This is a genomic window from Neorhizobium galegae (genome assembly GCF_021391675.1).
GTDB classification, from domain to species: Bacteria; Pseudomonadota; Alphaproteobacteria; order Rhizobiales; family Rhizobiaceae; genus Neorhizobium; species Neorhizobium galegae_B.
This window is the reverse complement of record NZ_CP090095.1, coordinates 2,892,693-2,911,314: the sequence shown is the minus strand read 5'-3', so window position 1 is coordinate 2,911,314 and position 18,622 is coordinate 2,892,693. Positions and strand designations below refer to the sequence as shown.

Below are 18,622 nucleotides of genomic sequence, written 5' to 3'. Positions count from 1 at the left end.
ACCTTTTGCGGCAAACGCGCCTTGCCTTTGCCGGCGGGCCTATGTTCGATTGCGGACTTTCAAATTCATGAGTCCCCGCCCGCATGTTCAAGGATTTTTCCGTTTCGGCCCTAATGATGGGGCTGCTCACAGCCTTTGTCGGGTTCATCAGCTCGTTTGCGGTCATCATGCAGGGGCTGCAGGCGATGGGTGCGACCGCACCGGAAATCGCCTCGGCGCTCCTGGCGCAATCGATCTCGATGGGCTTGCTGGCGATCGTGTTCTCGAGCTGGTACCGGATGCCGATCAGCATCGCCTGGTCGACGCCGGGGGCAGCGCTTCTATCCGGCATCAGCATGATCGAGGGCGGGTTTCCGGCCGTGGTCGGCGCCTTCGTGGTCTGCGGCGTACTGATCATTCTCTCCGGCCTGTTCCGGCCGCTCAGCCGGGCGATCCGGCTGATCCCGGCGCCGCTCGCCAATGCCATGCTGGCCGGCATTCTCCTGGGCCTCTGCCTCGCGCCGGTGAAAGCCGTCGCCTTCAATGCGGCGCTCGGCCTGCCGATCGTGCTGACCTGGATGGTCGTGGTTTCGAGATGGCGTCTCTGGGCGGTGCCGGCCTCACTCGGCGCGCTGATCCTGGTGCTGGTCTTCGGCGTCGACCTTGCACCGGACGCGATGGCGCAGATCGGCGCGGCGATCCATCCGAGCCTCACCTTCGTCACGCCGGTCTTCACTCTGCACGGGGCGATCTCGGTGGCGCTGCCGCTGTTCATCGTCACCATGGCCTCGCAGAACATTCCCGGCATCGCGATCCTGAAGGTGCACCACTACGAACCGCCCCCGGGCGTGATGTTTGCCGGCACCGGTATCTTCTCGATACTCGGCGGGCTCGTCGGCGGCGTGCCGGTCAACATGGCGGCGATCACGGCGGCAATGTGCGCCAGCGAGGATGCCCACCCCGATCCCGCCAAACGCTACTGGGCGGCGATCGTCGCCGGCTTCGGTTACATCGTGTTCGGCCTGATCGCCGGCGGCATTATCGCCTTCGTGTCGCTGGCGCCGCCGATCCTGCTGCAGGCGGTCGCAGGCCTCGGACTGATCGGCGCCTTTGCCAACGCGGCCTTTGCGGCCTATCGCGACCCGGAAACGCGCGAAGCCGCCGCGATCACGTTCCTCGTGACGGCGTCGGGTCTTTCGTTCGCAGGTATATCCGGCGCCTTCTGGGGGCTTGTCGCGGGTGGTGTGATGATGGGATTGCAGCGGGCCGTCCGGCGTGCTTGAATTGCTGGAACTGGTATAATTTCTATACTATATTGGTCATGTTGTTCGAATTCGATCCTGACAAGAGCGCTGCCAACAAGGACAAGCACGGAATCGATTTAGTGGAGGCGCAGGCGCTATGGGCGGACGAAAAACTGTTCATCATGCCGGCCAAAGATGATCGGGAGCCGCGTTTGATGGTGATCGGAGAAATGGACGAGAAGCTTTGGTCCGCTATCTGCGTCTACCGTGGAGAGAGAATCAGAATTATCTCCGTCCGCCGGTCGCGCAAACTTGAGGTAGAGGTTTATGAAAGCCGGTAAGCTCGACGAGATCATTGACAAGGGCGAGGAAGACGTCCTTGAATATTTCGATGTCTCCAAAGGGTATCGCCCCAATCTCGAACCCAAGCGCGTCAATATCGATTTTCCGACCTGGGTCGTGAACGGACTGGATCAGGAGGCGCAACGCCTTGGTGTTACGCGGCAGTCGCTGGTGAAACTCTGGATCGCCGAGCGGTTGGAAGCAAGCCGCCGGGGCAAGTGAAAGCCCACTTGCCTCTCTCCTACTCTGCGGTTATACACTTCGCCCATGACCATGACAGGCGCAATCATGTCCGACCGTTCGTCTACCCGCCGCTCCGCGGCCGGGACGATGGTATTTGCGCTTTCCTCGCTTCTTAGCCTCGACCTTACGCGCGGTTGCCGGGTCCGTTGAGGAGCGCCCGGCGGCCGAAAGCCCGCCCGGCATAAGAGCTCCTCTCACGAACATTCAAGACCGAGCCACAAAAGACCGCTAAAGGTCCGCATTGCCGACGGCCTATCCAACAGACGGATGCCGAGCGACGCGTGAAGCGAGAAGAGACGACGACAATGGACGCCAAGACCCATTCCATCAAGAACGGCATGCCCGATGCGGCGGTGAAATACCGCGCTTACCCGATCATCAACATTCCCGACCGCACCTGGCCTTCGAAGGTCATCGACAAGGCGCCGATCTGGTGTTCGGTGGACCTGCGCGACGGCAATCAGTCGCTGGTCAACCCGATGGGCCATGACCGCAAGGCCCGCATGTTCCGCATGCTGCTCGACATGGGCTTCAAGGAAATCGAGATCGGTTTCCCGTCGGCCTCGCAGACCGATTTCGACTTCGCCCGCTGGTGCGTGGAAGAGGGCGGCGTGCCGGAAGACGTTTCCATGCAGGTTCTGGTCCAGTGCCGGCCGGAGCTGATCACCCGCACGTTCGAATCGCTGGAAGGCGCCCACAAGCCGATCATCCATTTCTACAATTCGACTTCCGAACTGCAGCGCCGCGTGGTGTTTGCCAAGGACGTCGCCGGCATCAAGCAGATCGCCGTCGATGCGGCGAAGATGATCACCGACATGGCGGCCAAGGCCGGCGGCGGTTTCCGTTTCCAGTATTCGCCGGAAAGCTTTACCGGAACCGAGCTGGAAGTGGCGCTGGAAATCTGCAATGCGGTCACCGAGGTGATCAGGCCGACTGCCGAGGACAAGCTGATCCTCAATCTGCCTTCGACGGTGGAAATGGCGACCCCCAACATCTATGCCGACCAGATCGAATGGATGTGCCGCAATCTCGACAACCGCGAAAACATCATCATCTCGCTGCATCCCCATAACGACCGCGGCACCGGCATCGCCGCCACCGAACTCGGCCTGATGGCCGGCGCGGACCGTGTCGAAGGCACGCTGTTCGGCAATGGCGAGCGCACCGGCAATGTCGATGTGGTGACGCTGGCCTTGAACATGTACACGCAAGGGATCGATCCGGAGCTCGACTGCTCCGATATCGAGCGGATCAAGGCGGTCTACGAATATTCCAACCAGATGGTCATTCCCGAGCGCCATCCTTATGTCGGCGAACTGGTCTATACGGCCTTTTCCGGCTCGCACCAGGATGCCATCAACAAGGGCATGAAGGCGATTAAGGTCGCCAACCATCCGGTCTGGGAAGTGCCTTATCTGCCGATCGATCCGCGTGATGTCGGCCGTTCCTACGAGGCGATCATCCGCATCAATTCGCAGTCGGGCAAGGGCGGCATCGCCTATATCCTGGCGGAGGACTACGGCTTGAACCTGCCGCGCAACCTGCAGGTCGAGTTCCGCGAGGAAATCCAGCGGATCACCGACGAAGAGGGCGTGGAGCTTCCCGCCAAGCGCATCTATGAGAGCTTCATCGAGCGCTACGTGGAACAGCCCGGCGGACGGCTGAAATTCGTCGATCACCACACCTTTCCGGCCGGGGTCGATCACAAGGGCGTTCGCGTCGTCGCAGCGGAGATCATCGACGGCGGCGAGGTGAAGCGGATCGAAGGCAAGGGTACGGGGCCGATCGACGGCTTCATCAACGCGCTCTCGACCTATCTCGGCATCGAGCTGTCGGTCGCCGACTATTCCGAACATTCGCTGCAGCACGGCTCCAACGCGTCCGCCATCGCCTATGTGGAGATGGAGCACCCGAACGGAAAACTGTTCGGCGCGGGCATCAACAAGAACATCGTCGCGGCCTCGCTGGAGGCGATCGTCTCGGCGGCGAACCGGGTGTTGGCGGCGAAGGGGTGAGCGGAGAGCCTTTTACCGCATAGCGATAGGAAAGAAGCCGCCCGAATCTTCGGGCGGCTTCTTGGTTCATAGGGTGGGCAGTTTTACTTGCTCGACGTCGCGCTGGCGAAGGCAAGGGCAGCCGCAAAGACGACAAATGCACCTACGATGAAGCTGACGACGACGATGGTTTCGGTTGGCATGATGACCTCCAATGGTTTGAATGGAAGTTATGCCGGGCCCATAGATCGGGTGTTTGAGCTAGGTCAACTGCGGCGCTTCGACCCTAAATCAGCCCCGCCGCCTTGGCTGCGATATCATCCAGATCCGCCGCAGACGAGGGGCCGACGACCATGTAGGTGGCGAGCGGCGTGACCCAGGAGACGAGGCCGGTGTCGTTGCGGATTTCCTCGATCGAGCGGTTGCCCTCGGGCCGGGTCTTGGTGAAGGAAATGGCGATCACGTCGCCGTCTCCTTCACCGTCGGTCCGGCGGTAGAGAAGCTGCCCGACCGGCCCGCCGCCAGCAGCAAACAGGCGGGCGCCCTGGAAGGTCAGACCGCTGGCGCTGAGATCGGGGATCCGAAAACCGACGCCGGTATTGGTGGTCAGCCATTCGAGGATATCGGCAGGCCTGTCGGCCGGGATTTCAGCAAGATGATTGGTCTGGCGTGCATAGAGCCGGTAATGGGCAATGATATCGTCCAGCCAGTCGCGGCTGCTGCCGCCGGGCATGGAAATCATCGAAAACTGCGGCACGGCCGGGTTGCCGCCGATCATATAGCCGATGCCGCCGCCGAGCACGAAAAACAGGGCGCAGGCAGCCACTGCCTGTAGGCCGGACGGCTTGAAGGAAAGCGTCGGGCGCGGCCCATGCGGCAGGCGTACGGCCCGGCGCGGCAGCGGCGCATTCTTGATGGTGCGTACCAGATCGAGCGGCACCGGCTCCTTCAGCATCTCGTCAAACGCGCGCCGGCCGAGATCGGCGCCGCGCTTCAGCGCGTCGTGCAGGGACCGGGCCTGCGGGTCGTTGACCAGAAATTCCTCGACGTCATGCCTGTCATCGTCGCTGGTCCGGCCATCGATATAGGCGGAAAGCCGCAGTTCGAGCGGCGAGGGTTGGGGGATGTTCATCCTCACGCTCTCCGCTCGCTCGTTTCGGCGGCGGCCGCCGCCAGGCTGAGACGTGCGGTGCAAAGGCGGGCGGCAAAGAGATCCGGCTGGATGCCGAGAATGGCTGCCGCCTCCGCATAGGCGAAACCTTCCACATCGGCGAGCAGGAAAACGCTCGCCAGCCCGTCTGGCAGGCAAGCGAGGGTGTCCTTCTTCGACGGACGGGAACTTCCGGCCGTGGAAGCGTCATCGGCGGCATTACCCTCAGCGCGACGGCGCTTCTTGGCTTCATCCACGAATGTGCTGCGGATCATGCTGAAAAGCCAGCTTTCCAGCCGGCCCTCGCCCTTCCAGTGATGGCTTTTCTGGATCGCCCGGCCGGCCGCTTCGCGCACCAGATCATCGGCCTCGGCCGCACTTCCCGTCAGCGTCAGCGCAAATCGGCGCAGGCGCGGCAGGAGCGCTACGAGATCGCGCCGGATGTCGGTCGATGGGCTCGGTTGGGTCATGGATAGGGGCGATTTACCTATGATCTACTGCAATAATCAGAACGAGCTATTAGTTATGACGAGATTGTGGCGATTCCGCAACAATCACGGCATTGTTTCTACAACATTCTCGCCACTTGCGGAATCGACATGGTCGCCGGCTCGTGGCCGTAGAGAAGCCGGCTGTTGTCGAGCGCTACGCCGTCGCCCCGTTCGGTGAGGCTGTAACGCTCGCAGAGCAGGTTCCAGGCGCCGGCTTCACCGGACAGCGTGAAGAGATTGTAGGCGGCGCGGGGCTTGTGCCCGCCGGGACCTTGGGAGGCGGAGGCGATGCCGACCACAGGCACGTTGCCGCTGTGGCTTCGCAGCCAATAGAGCGTGTTGAGGTGGGTATGGCCGTGCAGCACCAGTTCCGCGCCGCCGGTGGAGATCGCGGCTGCGAAACGCCGGATGCCGAGCATGCGCTTGTGCGAGGAGGCAGCACCCCGGATCGGCGGATGGTGGATCAGCACCACCCGGAAGAGACCTTCCTCTCCCGCCATCTTCAACAGGTTGACGGTTTCGCGAGCCTGCCGCGAGCCGTAATAACCCGAGGCCGAAAAGGGCAGGGTGGCATTGGAGGTCGAGCAGCCGATGATTGCGAGCGGACCCCGCCGGCGCAGGGTCGGGAAGATATGGTCGTCTTCGGGCCATTCGGCCGGATCGTCGTCGCTCTTGATGAACGGGTACCATTCGTTGACCGACTTGTCGTGCGCGCCCGGCACATAGGCGTCGTGGTTGCCGGGCACGACCGTCGTGTCATAGGGCTCGCCGATGGTGCGCAGCCACTCGCCGGCAAGCCGCGTCTCGATCTTGGTCGCCAGGTTGACGAGGTCGCCGGTGATGACCATCTGATCCGGTTCGCGCGTCTTCAAATCGCTCAAGAGCAGGTCGAGTGTATTGACGAAAAGGTGCTTGCGCCGATTGCGGTGCCAGTTCACAAACCCGGTGATCCGCTTCGAGAACAGCTCGCGAAGCGTCAGTTTTGGAAGCGGCCCCAGATGGATGTCGGAAATATGCGCGAATTTGAACATGGCGCACACATAACGCATGAGGGCGGAAATCGTTATCGATTTTCTGGACGCTCCCGGAGTTATGAATGAGCGGCGAAGGCGTGCCGGAAATCCGCGGTTTGCGGACCCGGATCGTCGTCTGGCTGCTGCACCGTGCCTTCATGATGACGCGCGGCATGACACTCGGGGTGCGCGCCGCCTGCTTCGATGCCGAGGGCCGCATCTTCCTCGTTCGCCATACCTATGTGCCCGGCTGGTACATGCCGGGCGGTGGCGTCGAGCGCGGGGAGACGGTTCTCGACGCGCTGCGCAAGGAATTGCGCGAGGAGGGTAATCTGGAGATCCGCGGGGAGATCGCGCTTTTCCACGCCTACTACAACCGCAATGCCAGCAGGCGTGACCATGTGCTGTTCTATCGGGTGACGGTGGAGCAGACTGCGCCGCGTGCGCCGGATCGGGAGATTGCCGAGAGCGGCTTTTTCGCGCTCGATGCGCTTCCGGAGGATACGACCGCAGCGACGCTGCGGCGGTTGCGGGAGTTGAGGGGTGAGGCGGAGAGGGCGGATTACTGGTGAGGAGGTGAGCGAGGGATCCAAGTTTGCCCCTCATCCGCCCTGCCGGGCACCTTCTCCCCGTTCTGACGGGGAGAAGGGTAGATGCCGCACCGTCTCCCCCAGCCTCAAGTTTTGGTTTGGAAGGGACTGGGAGCTTGTCGCTTGCGTCCTTCGCCCCGCTTGCGGGGAGAAGGTGCCGGCAGGCGGATGAGGGGCGGATGCGTCAAATCACGCCGCCCGCTTCACGTTCTCCCGACCATGCGGCGCATCGAGATCCATCACCGGGCCGACGGGGACGATGCCGGTCGGGTTGATGGTCCTGTGGCTCTCATAATAGTGGTGCTTGATGTGGAACAGGTTGCAGGTCTCGGCGACGCCCGGTTGCTGATAGAGATCAGCGAGATAGCCGGACAGGTTCGGGTAGTCCGCGATGCGGCGGATGTTGCACTTGAAGTGGCCGACATAGACCGGATCGAAGCGTAAGAGCGTGGTGAACAGGCGCCAATCGGCCTCCGTCGTCGTGTCGCCGAACAGGTAGCGGCTGCCGGAGAGGCGCTTTTCCAGCGTGTCGAGCGTTTCGAACAGCCGGGTGACTGCGGCTTCATAGGCGTCCTGGACGGTCGCGAAACCGGCCTTGTAGACGCCATTGTTGACCGTGTCGTAGACGAGCGCGTTCAGTTCATCGATCTCGCCGCGCAGAGCTTGCGGATAAAAATCCGTCGTCGAGCCGGTCAGGCCGTCGAAGGCGCTGTTGAACATGCGGATGATCTCAGAACTCTCGTTCGAAACGATGGTGTTTTCAAGTTTGTCCCACAGGACCGGCACGGTGACGCGGCCCGAATAATTGGGATCGGCCTTCAGGTAGACCTGGTAGAGATAGTCCGAGCCGAACAGGTCGTCGCCGGTGGCGCCGTCGCGTTTCCTGAACTCCCAGCCGTTTTCCAGCATCAGGTAATCGACGACCGAGACCGAGACCAGGTCCTCGAGCTTCTTCAGCTTGCGGAAGATCAGGGTGCGGTGCGCCCAGGGACAGGCATAGGAGACATACAGATGGTAGCGCCCGGCTTCGGCCTTGAAGCCTTGCCTGCCGGAGGGACCGGCGGAACCGTCCGCGGTCACCCAGTTGCGGAACTGCGATTCGGCCCGCTTGAAATGACCCTTGTTTTCCGTGGTGTCGTACCAGATGTCCTGCCATCTTCCTTCGACGAGCCTGCCCATGGTTATCTCCTTGGAGTTTCCTTGAGGTGATAGATACGGCACCGGCTGCCGAATACGAGGCAGGATTTTATGAACGGTGTGTTTTTGCGTTGGACGCGGGAAATTTTTCCTGCTAATTCGCTTCCCGGATTTTAAGGATAATTCCCTCCATGACCGAAGTACGGACACTGCGACGACGCTGATCATCGACCACGACGCTTCAACAGGCGTCATCGAGATCCTTTGTCCTGTCCGCTCTCTATCCTACGGCTTCGGTCCCCTATGTCTCAGCACAACGTTCTTTATAAGCACGACCTCGTTTATCTCACGGAAGACTCGTCCCATGACGAGGTCATCGAACTCATCAACGCGGAAGCCTTCGGCCCCGGGCGCCATACCCGCGCCGCCGCCCGCATCCGCGAGCAGGGGCCGCATGACCGGACACTCTCCTTCGTCTGTGCCGATGACGGCGAAACGATCGCTTCGGTCAGGATGACGCCGGTCCATGCGGGTTCGGTGAAGGGCCATCTGCTCGGGCCGCTTGCGGTGCGGCCGTCGCACAAGAACCAGGGCATCGGCCGCGAACTGGTGCGGATCGCCATCGAGGCGGCGAAACGCAAGGGTTCGGAAGCGGTGATCCTGGTCGGTGATCCACCCTATTACGGCCCGCTCGGTTTCGAGAAGGTCGCCTATAATGCGCTGCAGTTTCCGGGTCCCGTCGATCCCGGCCGGGTGCTCGTCGTGCCGATCGGTGATGATGTCCATCCGCGGCTGAAAGGCGTCATCGGCTGGCGCGAATAGGCCAATTCCTTTAAGCCTCTCGGGGATCGGTCGGCCATGCCGGCCGTACGATTCGAAAAGTGCGAGGGACAGGCGGATGGCTGCGATCACCATGGACGAGGCGCTGGACCGCGCCGGAGCGGGGACCTATCAGCGACGGCTGATGGGTGTTTTCGGCCTCGTCTGGACGGCCGATGCGATGCAGGTGCTGGCGGTCGGTTTCACCGCCGCCTCCATCGCGGCAAGTTTCGGGCTGACCGTACCGCAGGCGCTGCAGACCGGCACCGCCTTCTTCCTCGGCATGCTGCTCGGCGCGCTCGGTTTTGGCCGGCTCGCCGACCGGATCGGCCGCCGCCGGGTGCTGATCGTCACGGTCGCCTGCGACGCGGTGTTCGGCACGCTTTCGATCTTCGCTCCGGATTTCACCATCCTGCTTCTGCTGCGCTTCCTGACCGGGGCTGCCGTCGGCGGCACGCTGCCGGTTGATTATGCGATGATGGCGGAATTCCTGCCCGCCAGGAACCGCGGCCGCTGGCTGGTTCTGCTCGAAGGTTTCTGGGCGATCGGAACGCTGATCGTCGCGCTTGCCGCCTGGGCCGCAAGCCTTGCCGGCGTCGCGGATGCCTGGCGTTATATCTTCGCGGTCACCGCCATTCCGGCGATCGCCGGCATCGGCCTGCGTTTCCTGGTGCCGGAATCGCCGCTTTACCTGATGCGGGCCGGCCGCAACGAGGAGGCCAAGGCGATCGTCGAGCGGATGCTTGCCGTCAACGGCCATCCGCCGCTCGGGGCAGGCACCGACCTCGTCTCGCCGCCGCCGGTCAAGACGACCGGCATCTTTTCAGGCGATCTGCGCCAGCGCAGCATCATGATCCTGGCGATCTGGTTCCTGGTCTCGGTCTCCTATTACGGCGTCTTTACCTGGATGCCGGCAAGGCTCGCCGGCGAGGGCTTCGGTTTCGTGCGCGGTTACGGCTTTCTGGTACTGGTCGCACTCGCCCAGCTTCCAGGGTATGCGCTTGCCGCCTATGGCGTGGAAAAATGGGGGCGCAAGCCGACGCTGATCGGCTTCTGCCTGCTCTCGTCGCTCGGCTGCCTGATGTTCGTCGTCGCACCCAGCGCCCTCCTGGTCGGGGCGGCATTGCTGATCATGAGCTTTGCGCTGCTCGGCACCTGGGGCGCGCTTTACGCCTATACGCCGGAACTCTATCCGACCGCGTCGCGGGCGACAGGCATGGGTGCGGCCGGCGCAATGGCCCGTCTCGGCGGGCTGCTTGCGCCGTCGCTGGTCGGTTATGTCGTGGTCCAGGGTCTCGGCCTGACGATCGGCATTTTCGCCGGCCTGCTGGTGATCGCGGCGATTGCCGCCACGATGATCAATGCCGAGACGCGCCAGGTCTCCCTGGCCTGAGCGCCGGTCAGAACCGCTTTTCCAGCCACGTCACCGAATGGCCTCCTTCGAGGCCCTTCAGCGTGCCGATCTCGGTGTAACCCTGCTTGAGATAAAGCTTGAGCGCCTCGGGGTTCATGGTGTCGATATAGGCTCCGATTGCGCCCCGGGCGCGGGCCTCGGCCTCCGCCATGTCGAGCATGCGGCCGGCGATGCCCTGGCCGCGCAACTCGTCCGGCACATAGAGCATCGAGATATAGAGCCAGCCGCGGCCGGTATAGCCGGTCAGTCCGCCGATCAGGTCGCCATCCTCGCCATGCAGCGGCACCGCCAGTTCCCGGCGGTTGCTTGGGCCGAAAGTTATAGCATTATGAGTCATCAGCCGTTCGAGGATGAAATCCTCCTCGTCCGCGTTCATGCCTTCGGTGAGTTTCAGCTCGATATCCATGCGGCGCTTCTTCGTCCCATTTTCGGAGCGAATGGATAGACTACAGAGCTTTCCTGAGGAAGGTGCGGGTGCGGCCCTTCGGAAATTCCGGCAACTCGCCAAAGATTTCGTAGCCCTGGCGCAAATAGGCCTTGCGGGCAACCGGGCTGAACGTGTCGATCCAGGCGCCGTGGCAGCCGCGGGCGCGGGCTTCCTCCTCGGCTTGGCTCAGCAGCTTGCCGGCCATGCCTTCGCCCCGCAACGCGTCGGGAATGAACAGCCACTGGGTAAAAAGCCAGCCCCAGGCGGTGTAACCGGAAAGCCCGCCGATCACCTTGTCCTCGACGTCGCGGATCAGCACGGCGAGCGGCTTGCGCTCGGACGGGCCGACATCGGCGTCGTTGAAGGCGGTCAGTCCTTCGCCGATCACGGCCAGTTCCTCGGGGGAGGGCGAGGCGGTCACGTCAAGCTGCGTCATGCCTTTAACGACCCTCGCGCCACCACATGGCCGCGACCGCAAAGAGCAGGGCGGAGAGGCCGGCGAAACCGGCAAACAGCGGCAGCGTGTTGATGCCCCGCAGCACCGTCTCGTCGGTCAGGCGGATGACCATGCGGTCGGGATCGTTGACGCGCACTTCGCCGCGCACCGGCAGGATGTCCGGCAGCGAGATGCTGTCTCCGGACGCGACGCGGGTCACGAGGCCGCGGGTCTTGTCGGCATAAGGCTTCAGCGTGGCTTCGGTCGAGATCATCGCCTTGAATTCCGGCGCATCGACGGTGCCGACATGCACGAGCGTCGAGAACTGGCCGTTGGTGACCTCGAACAAGCCGGTTTCTTCCATGCGGCGTTCCACCCGGTACTGGCCGGGGCCGGCAGCCGTCATCGGCACGGTCTCGGTGCGGCCGGACGGGTATTTGATGGTGGCCGGGCCGGGATCATCGCCGATCGTCTGGCGGGTCGCTTCGAGCGTGCGGCCGACGGCACGGGCGGTCAGCGCCTCTTCCTCGAGTTCCGGTTCCTTCATCAGCCAATGGGCGATGCGGCGATAGAGCGACACATGCGGGCCGCCGCCTTCAAAACCGCGGGCCCAGAGCCAGCCCTGGTCGGAGAGCAGCATGGCGACGCGGCCTTCGCCCTGGCGGTTGAGCACGAGCAGCGGACGGTCGCCGTCGCCTTCCATGACGGTCTGGCCCTGCGGCGTGTCGACGTCGATGGTGCGGAACCAGCGGCCCCAGGCGGGCGGATTGGCGTTGGAGCCGTCGAGCCCGCGGGTCACGGGATGCTTTTCACCCTCCGGCGACAGATGCGGATAGAAGGCGGCGCTGTGCACTTCGCCGGTCGGGGCGGCCGGCAGGACCCGTTCGAGCGGAGTCGAGGCGATCGAATCCTCGCCGGCATGTTCGGGGCCGGCGGCGATCAGCAGCGCGCCGCCATTGTTCACGTATTGGGCGATGTAATCGTAATAGAGGATCGGCAGCACGCCGCGGTGCTTGTAGCGGTCGAAGATGATCAGGTCGAAATCCTTGATCTTCTCGACGAACAGTTCGCGGGTCGGGAAGGCGATCAGCGACAGTTCGTTGATCGGCGTGCCATCCTGTTTTTCCGGCGGGCGCAGGATGGTGAAGTGGACGAGGTCGACGGACGCGTCGGACTTCAACAGGTTGCGCCAGGCGCGCTCGCCGGCATGCGGCTCGCCGGAGACGAGCAGCACGCGCAGGTTCTGGCGGATGCCGTCGATGACATGGACGGCGCGGTTGTTGGCGATGGTCACCTCGCCCGGAAGCTCGGCGACCGAAAATTCCATGACGTTGTTGCCGCCGCGCGGAACCGTGAACGAGAAAGGCGTCTCCTGGCCGGGCGTGGCGCGCAGCGTCGCGGTCTGCTGGCCGTTCATGCGCACGGTGACCTGGGCGGGGCCGCCGCCGGTGCGGCCGTCGTCGAAGACCCGCAGCGTCAGTTCCTGCTCCTCGCCGACGATGCCGAAGCGCGGGGCACGCACCACTTCGACGCGACGGTCGAATTCGTCCGGCTTGCCGGTGATCAGGCCGTGGACGGGCGCGTTGAAGCCGAGGTCCTGGTTGATGCCGGGCAGGTCGTGGATCTGGCCGTCGGTGAGGAATACCGCACCGCCGATACGGGCCGGCGGTACATCTGAGATCGCCGAGCGCAGGGCGGTGAAAAGCTTGGTGGACGGTGTATCGGAATCGCCGTCGTCATCCACCTCGACGACACGCGTTTCGATGCGCGGGTAGCGGGAGAAACGGTCCTGCAGGCTCGCGAGCGCCTCGTCGGTCTGTTCCTTGCGCTGGGCGGTATCCTGGCTCTGCGACCGGTCGACGATGATCGGCACCACGGTCGAAAGCTGGTCGCGATCCTCCTGCAAGAGCGTCGGGTTGGCGAGCGCCAGAAGCAGGGCGACGAGCGCCAGCGTGCGCAAAGTGGCGCCGCGGATGCCGCGCCAGAAAGAGAGGCCGGCGAGTATCAGCGCGAAGACGCCGAGCGCGGCAAGGATCGGCCAGGAGAAGAAGGGGGCGAATTCGATGGTCATGAGGATTTCCCTCTATGGGCCGGGGACGCCGCATATGGTGAGATGACGGTGCGGCAAACTCCCAATGATCTCCCCCTTGAGGGGGAGATGTCACCAGAGGTGACAGAGGGGGGTGGCGCCGCGAACTCAACTGCCGAAGAGTGTGCCGCGGCACCCCCTCTGCCCTGCCGGGCATCTCCCCCACAAGGGGGGAGATCGGCGTGCGGCACCGTCTTCGCACACAAGCACCATCGGAATGGGGGTTGCCGGCAGAAACGATCGAAGAACGGTGGCTGGTGAGTGGAGGGCGTTCATCGGCTGTCCTTACTGGCCAAGCCGTTCCAGAAGCGCCGGGACATGCACCTGGTCGGCTTTGTAATTGCCGGTCAGCATGTACATCATGATGTTGACGCCGGAGCGATAGGCATATTCGCGCTGCATCTCGTCCGGGGGGACGGTCGGCAGAACAGGCCCACCCTGACTGTCGACGGCCCAGGCGCCGGCAAAATCGTTGCCGGTGATCAGCAGCGGGGTCACGCCGTCGCCGCTGGAGGAGAGCTGGGCGCCGGTGTTCTTGGCTTCCTGCCGCGCCTCGACCCAGAGGGGGCTGCCGGTGTAGCGGCCGGGGAAATTGGTGAGCAGGTAGAAGGAACGGGTCAGCACGTGGTCGGCCGGCGTCGGCTCCAGCGGCGGGATGTCGATATTGGCGAGGATCGCCTGCAGGCGTTCGCCATTCGGCGTGGTGCCGCCGCCGTCGAGCGACGAATACTGGTCGCGGGTGTCGAAGAGCACCGTGCCGCCATTGCGCATGTAAGCGTCGATGCGGGAGATCGCCGCTTGGCTGGGCATCGGCGCGGTGGCGGAAATCGGCCAGTAGATGATCGGGTAGAAGGCGAGTTCGTCCTTGGTGATGTCGAGGCCGACCGGCGCGCCGGGTTCCAGCGTCGTGCGGTAGGTGAGGAACTGGCTCAGCCCTTCGAGGCCCTGTTCGGAAATGCTGTCGACGTCCCGCTCGCCTGTCACGACATAGGCGAGGTGGGTCGTGTCGAGGCGTTCGAGGATCTGCTCGTCGCCGGGTTTGGTGCCGGCGCCGGGCGCCATTTCCTGTGCCTGGGATTGGCCGGGCATCAGGGCGAAGAGGCCGAAGGCGAGGGCCGCGATCATCGCCGCGGCACTGCCGGCTGTCCGGCGGCGGGTCGGCACGCGGGAGAAGGCGCCGTTCATGAAGAGCACCACAAGGCTGTCGAGGATCAGGAGCGCGAAGGCGGCTGCAAACAGCGCCGGGCGCAGCGACACGGCTTCGCCGCCCGCAAGGCCTTCGCGCACCAGCGGGCGACCGGCTGTCGTCGGATCGAAGCGGGCGATCACGGTTTTGGGCGCCAGCAGGTTGACGGCAGTGAAACCGTCTTCCGTGCCGTAGAGGCCCGGCGGATGGTCGAAGCTCGCGACCGGCACCTGGTTGGCGGCAATCGCGATCGGACGGGCCGTTCCGGTTTCGGTGGTGAGGACGCCGTCGGCGGTCAGAAGGCGATAAGGGGCGAGGGTCGCGGCAGCGGCATCGGTGGCAGAGCCGGACGAGACAGCACCGCCGGCGCGCGCGAGCTGGACGAGACGGCGGAGCATTTCGACGAAATTGCCAGACAGCGGCAGGTTCGACCAGGTCGCCTCGGCGCTGGTGTGGAAGAGCACGATGCGGCCGGCCTCGACTTCCTTTTCGGTGACCAGAGGCGTTCCGTCGGCAAGGCTTGCCCAGGTGCGTTCGGCAAGATCCGGCGTCGGTTCGGCGAGAACCTGGCGGGTGACCGTGATGTCGGCGGCGCGCGGCAGGCCGGCGAAGGGGCCGAAGCCCGGGAAATCGGCGAGCGACTGTGGCTCCGACCAGGACATGGCGCCGCCGAGAGCGCGTTCGCCCTGGCGCAGGATGACCGGCACCAGCGGATCGTCGGCGGGCGCTGCGGCAAGCCGCGGGCCGGCAAAGCGGATCAGCGTGCCTCCTTGAGCGATCCATCGCTGCAGCGGCGCGTAGGTTTCCGAGGGTAGGCGGCCGACATCGGCGAGGATGATGGCGGACGGATTGCCCTGCAGGATCTGCGGGATGGCGACCGAAAGATCGGCGGTGTTCGGCTGGATGACGTCCGCATAGGGCAGGAGCGCGCGGCTGATGTAATAGAGCGGCTGCAGGAGCGGCTGGAAGTCGCTGCCGCTTTCGCCGGCGAGAAGCGCGATGCGGCGGCGCTTGAAGCCGTCGTCGAGCAGATGCGCGGCGCCGGCCGTGGCAAGCCCGTCAATACTCAGCCGGGCGAAATCGTTGCGCAGTTCGAACGGCGAGGCGATCTCGGCGGTGGCGGTTCCGGAGCCTGCGGCAAACTGCAGGGTGCCGGAAGCGAGCGCGCGTCCTTGCGCGTCCAGCGCGTTGACGTTCATCTGCTGCGCCGATGCCGTCGAGAGACGGGTCGCCGTCACGGACATGGCGGCGGCATTGTTCACCGCGTCAGTCAGCGCTACGGCGCTGTGGCCGTCGCCTTCGATCAGCCGCATCTCGGCGGGCGAGAGGGCTGCGAGCGTCGACATGGCGTCGTTGTCGCTGCCGGCGGCCATGCCGTCGGAGAGGATGGCGAGCGTGCCGGGACGGGTGCCGTTCATGGCTTCGCCGACGGCCTTGGCGGCGCGGGCGCGATCCGGAACCAGCGGTTTGGGGCTGGCGGCCGTCAGCTTGTCGCGGGCAGCCGCTGCGGTGCCGGGCACGGCCTCATGGCTGGCATCGGCTGTGAAGGTGATCGATACCGGTACGTCGGCGCTTTCGGCGTCATCGATCAGGAGGTTGGCGGTCTGGACGCGGCGCTCCCAGTCGGCCGCGGTCGCCCAGCCGTTGTCGACGACAAGCACCAGCGGGCCGCCGGCATTCAGGGAGTTGGCGCGCGGGTTCATCACCGGATCGGCGATCGCCAGGATCACGGCGGCGGCCAGCAGCATACGCAGCAGCGTCAGCCACCAGGGGCTTTTCGACGGCGTCTCCTCGCGCTTGAGAACCGTTGCGAGAATTCTCAGCGGCGGAAAAACTTCCGCCTTCGGGCGCGGCGGGGTGAGCCGCAGCAGCCACCAGATCACGGGCAGCGCGATCAGGCCGAAGAGAATGGCGGGATTTGCGAAGATGAGCGCGCTCATGACCTGCCCCCGCCCGGTTTTTGCGCCGGCAAGCCCGACAGATAACCATGCACGGCGACCAGCGCCTCGGAGGCGAGATGGTCGGTCCGGTGGAAGACAAAACTCCAGCCGAGGCGACGCAGCGATTCACCCAGTGCATCGCGGCGGGCGAAATAGGCGCGCTGGTAATCCTCGCGGATCATCTCGGCGCGGCCGGAGACGAGCTTTTCGCCGGTTTCGGGATCGGTGAATTCGGTGCGGCCGGTATAGGGGAAAGTCTCCTCTGCCGGATCGGCGATCTCGACCACATGGCCACGCAGGCCGCGGCGGCCGAGCGGGGCGATGCGTTCCATCACCCGGTCGGCATCGTCGAGGAAATCGCCGATCAGCACGATGTCGCTATGGCCACGGATCATCGCGGTGTCCGGCAGGCCGGTCGTCAGCGGCGCGTGCATGATCGAGGCGGCGAGCCGTTCGGCGGCGTTGCGGGCCGATACCGGCTCCATGATGCCGGGGCAGCCGATCCGCTCTCCGGACCTAGCGAGGATCTCGGCCAGCGCCAGCATCAGCACCAGCGCACGGCTTTCCTTGGAAGCGATGGCGAGCGTCGACTTGTACATCATCGACGGCGACATGTCGGCCCACAGCCAGACGGTGTGGGCGGCTTCCCATTCGCGTTCGCGGACATAGGTATGGTCGTCGCGGGCGGAGCGGCGCCAGTCGATGCGAGACAGGCTTTCGCCTTCGGCATATGGCCGGAACTGCCAGAAATTTTCGCCGATGCCGCGCTTGCGGCGGCCATGCCAGCCGGCGATCACCGTGTTGGCGATACGCTTGGCTTCCACCATGCAGTCCGGCACAAGCGTCGCGCGGGCCTGGGCTCGGGAGAGGAGTTCGCTACTCGGTGTCTGCTCTACGATCTGGCCAATGGTGGATGCCACGCAGGTTCCTTTCTAGCCGGCGGACTTAGCCGCGGGCCTGCTTCACCAGGCCGGCGATGACGTCGCGTACCGACATGCCTTCGGCGCGTGCCGCAAACGTCAGCGCCATGCGGTGTTCCAGAACCGGCTCGGCAAGCGCATAGACGTCGTCGAGCGATGGGGCGAGGCGGCCTTCGTAGAGGGCGCGCGCACGGGCCGTCAGCATCAGCGACTGGCCGGCGCGCGGGCCGGGACCCCAGGCGACATGCTTGTCGGTATGGGCATTGCCATGGCCGGGGCGGGCGGAGCGCACCAGCGACAGGATCGCGTCGACCACCTTGTCGCTGACCGGCATCTGGCGGATCAACACCTGGATTTCCTGGAGCCGGGCGGAATCGATGACGCCGCGAGCCTTGCCTTCCGATGTGCCCGTGGTTTCGAGCAGGATCTGCCGCTCGGCGGCAAGTTCCGGATAAAGCACGTCGACCTGCAGCAGGAAGCGGTCGAGCTGCGCTTCAGGCAGCGGATAGGTGCCCTCCTGCTCCAGCGGGTTCTGGGTCGCGAGCACGTGGAAGGGGGCGGGGAGATCGTAACGCTGGCCGGCGACCGTGATATGGTATTCCTGCATGGACTGCAGCAGCGCCGACTGGGTGCGCGGCGAGGCGCGGTTGATTTCGTCGGCCATCAGCAACTGGGCGAAGACCGGCCCCTTGATGAAGCGGAAGGAGCGACGGCCGGCATCGTCGGTATCCATGACTTCCGATCCGAGAATATCGGACGGCATCAGGTCGGGGGTGAACTGGATGCGGTTGGCAGCGAGGCCGAGTACGGTGCCGAGCGTGGTGACGAGCTTGGTCTTGGCAAGGCCTGGGACGCCCACGAGCAGTGCATGGCCACCGGAGAGAACGGCCAGCAGCGTGTTCTCGACCACCTTTTCCTGACCGAAGATCACCTTGGCGACTTCGGCTCGGATGGCTGCGATGTCGGAAAGGGCCGTTTCGGCGGCGGCGATGATGGCTTTCTCATCGAGGACGGTATCGGTGGAATTCATCAGGCCCATGTCGCTCTCCATCATCCAAAACTGGCTGGCATCCAGAACCGGCAGGCACTCAGAAACCGACTGGCTTTCCGAGACCGGGCTCTTCATATCCCGGCGTCGAATCGCTGCATCGCAGCATCCGGCTTATCCGATCAAACTTATTCCCCGAAACATGGCTGACAAGCACGTA

The 18,622-nt window shown here is 64.3% G+C and carries 17 protein-coding genes; 7 read left to right on the top strand and 10 right to left on the bottom strand.

All coding sequences use genetic code 11. The features are described from left to right. Positions 1–83: 83 nt before the first annotated feature. From LZK81_RS14455 to leuA, 4 genes are all read left to right on the top strand, one after another. Positions 84–1,262 (top strand): benzoate/H(+) symporter BenE family transporter, encoded by a 1,179-nt coding sequence (locus tag LZK81_RS14455; RefSeq protein ID WP_046609229.1) that lies wholly within the window; start codon positions 84–86, stop codon positions 1,260–1,262. Positions 1,263–1,300: 38 nt separating this feature from the next. Further along, positions 1,301–1,564 (top strand): BrnT family toxin, encoded by a 264-nt coding sequence (locus tag LZK81_RS14450; protein ID WP_233953712.1) that lies wholly within the window; start codon positions 1,301–1,303, stop codon positions 1,562–1,564. Beyond that, positions 1,551–1,787, top strand: coding sequence for a type II toxin-antitoxin system BrnA family antitoxin (gene brnA, locus LZK81_RS14445; RefSeq protein WP_233953711.1), 237 nt, complete (start codon positions 1,551–1,553; stop codon positions 1,785–1,787). The genes LZK81_RS14450 and brnA overlap by 14 nt, the downstream gene beginning before the upstream one ends. Before the next feature lie 326 nt (positions 1,788–2,113). Then, on the top strand, positions 2,114–3,823 hold the full coding sequence (gene leuA / locus LZK81_RS14440; RefSeq protein WP_233953710.1) for a 2-isopropylmalate synthase: 1,710 nt from the start codon (positions 2,114–2,116) through the stop codon (positions 3,821–3,823). Positions 3,824–4,088: 265 nt separating this feature from the next. Here the strand turns inward: leuA and LZK81_RS14435 are convergent, their stop codons facing one another. The 3 genes from LZK81_RS14435 to LZK81_RS14425 form a co-directional block, all read right to left on the bottom strand. Continuing rightward, on the bottom strand, positions 4,089–4,934 hold the full coding sequence (locus LZK81_RS14435) for an anti-sigma factor family protein (RefSeq protein ID WP_233953709.1): 846 nt from the start codon (positions 4,932–4,934) through the stop codon (positions 4,089–4,091). Positions 4,935–4,936: 2 nt separating this feature from the next. After that, entirely contained in the window at positions 4,937–5,422 is a 486-nt protein-coding gene (locus tag LZK81_RS14430; RefSeq protein WP_046603823.1) for an RNA polymerase sigma factor, read from the bottom strand. Between the two features lie 98 nt (positions 5,423–5,520). After that, positions 5,521–6,474 carry a metallophosphoesterase family protein gene (locus tag LZK81_RS14425; RefSeq protein ID WP_046609374.1) on the bottom strand — a complete coding sequence of 318 codons (954 nt, stop codon included), beginning with the start codon at positions 6,472–6,474 and terminating at the stop codon, positions 5,521–5,523. 65 nt (positions 6,475–6,539) lie between these two features. On the opposite strand from LZK81_RS14425, the gene LZK81_RS14420 reads away from it, so the two are divergent. After that, positions 6,540–7,028, top strand: a complete 489-nt coding sequence (locus LZK81_RS14420) for an NUDIX domain-containing protein (protein ID WP_233953708.1) — start codon at positions 6,540–6,542, stop codon at positions 7,026–7,028. Between the two features lie 207 nt (positions 7,029–7,235). On the opposite strand, the gene LZK81_RS14415 is transcribed toward LZK81_RS14420, so the two are convergent. Further along, positions 7,236–8,225 carry a glutathione S-transferase family protein gene (locus tag LZK81_RS14415; RefSeq protein ID WP_233953707.1) on the bottom strand — a complete coding sequence of 330 codons (990 nt, stop codon included), beginning with the start codon at positions 8,223–8,225 and terminating at the stop codon, positions 7,236–7,238. 261 nt (positions 8,226–8,486) lie between these two features. Between LZK81_RS14415 and LZK81_RS14410 the strand changes: the two genes are divergently transcribed. Together LZK81_RS14410 and LZK81_RS14405 are read left to right on the top strand one after the other, a co-directional pair. After that, entirely contained in the window at positions 8,487–9,005 is a 519-nt protein-coding gene (locus LZK81_RS14410; RefSeq protein WP_233953706.1) for a GNAT family N-acetyltransferase, read from the top strand. 76 nt (positions 9,006–9,081) lie between these two features. Continuing rightward, positions 9,082–10,395 carry an MFS transporter gene (locus LZK81_RS14405; RefSeq protein ID WP_233953705.1) on the top strand — a complete coding sequence of 438 codons (1,314 nt, stop codon included), beginning with the start codon at positions 9,082–9,084 and terminating at the stop codon, positions 10,393–10,395. Positions 10,396–10,402: 7 nt separating this feature from the next. On the opposite strand, the gene LZK81_RS14400 is transcribed toward LZK81_RS14405, so the two are convergent. The 6 genes from LZK81_RS14400 to LZK81_RS14375 all read right to left on the bottom strand — a co-directional run bounded on the left by LZK81_RS14400 (position 10,403) and on the right by LZK81_RS14375 (position 18,453). Continuing rightward, entirely contained in the window at positions 10,403–10,822 is a 420-nt protein-coding gene (locus tag LZK81_RS14400) for a GNAT family N-acetyltransferase (protein WP_046603828.1), read from the bottom strand. A gap of 40 nt (positions 10,823–10,862) precedes the next feature. Then, positions 10,863–11,279: a GNAT family N-acetyltransferase gene (locus LZK81_RS14395; protein ID WP_233953704.1), complete on the bottom strand. Its 417-nt coding sequence runs from the start codon at positions 11,277–11,279 to the stop codon at positions 10,863–10,865. A 4-nt stretch (positions 11,280–11,283) separates the two neighbouring features. After that, entirely contained in the window at positions 11,284–13,350 is a 2,067-nt protein-coding gene (locus LZK81_RS14390) for a hypothetical protein (protein ID WP_233953703.1), read from the bottom strand. Between the two features lie 303 nt (positions 13,351–13,653). After that, complete coding sequence (locus LZK81_RS14385) at positions 13,654–16,494, bottom strand: DUF4159 domain-containing protein (RefSeq protein WP_046603831.1); 2,841 nt, start codon at positions 16,492–16,494, stop codon at positions 13,654–13,656. Next, positions 16,491–17,414 (bottom strand): DUF58 domain-containing protein, encoded by a 924-nt coding sequence (locus tag LZK81_RS14380; RefSeq protein WP_037076391.1) that lies wholly within the window; start codon positions 17,412–17,414, stop codon positions 16,491–16,493. The genes LZK81_RS14385 and LZK81_RS14380 overlap by 4 nt, the downstream gene beginning before the upstream one ends. 25 nt (positions 17,415–17,439) lie before the next feature. Further along, a complete protein-coding gene (locus LZK81_RS14375) occupies positions 17,440–18,453 on the bottom strand; it encodes an AAA family ATPase (RefSeq protein WP_046609376.1) in 1,014 nt (337 codons plus the stop codon). Between the last annotated feature and the right edge of the window lie 169 nt (positions 18,454–18,622).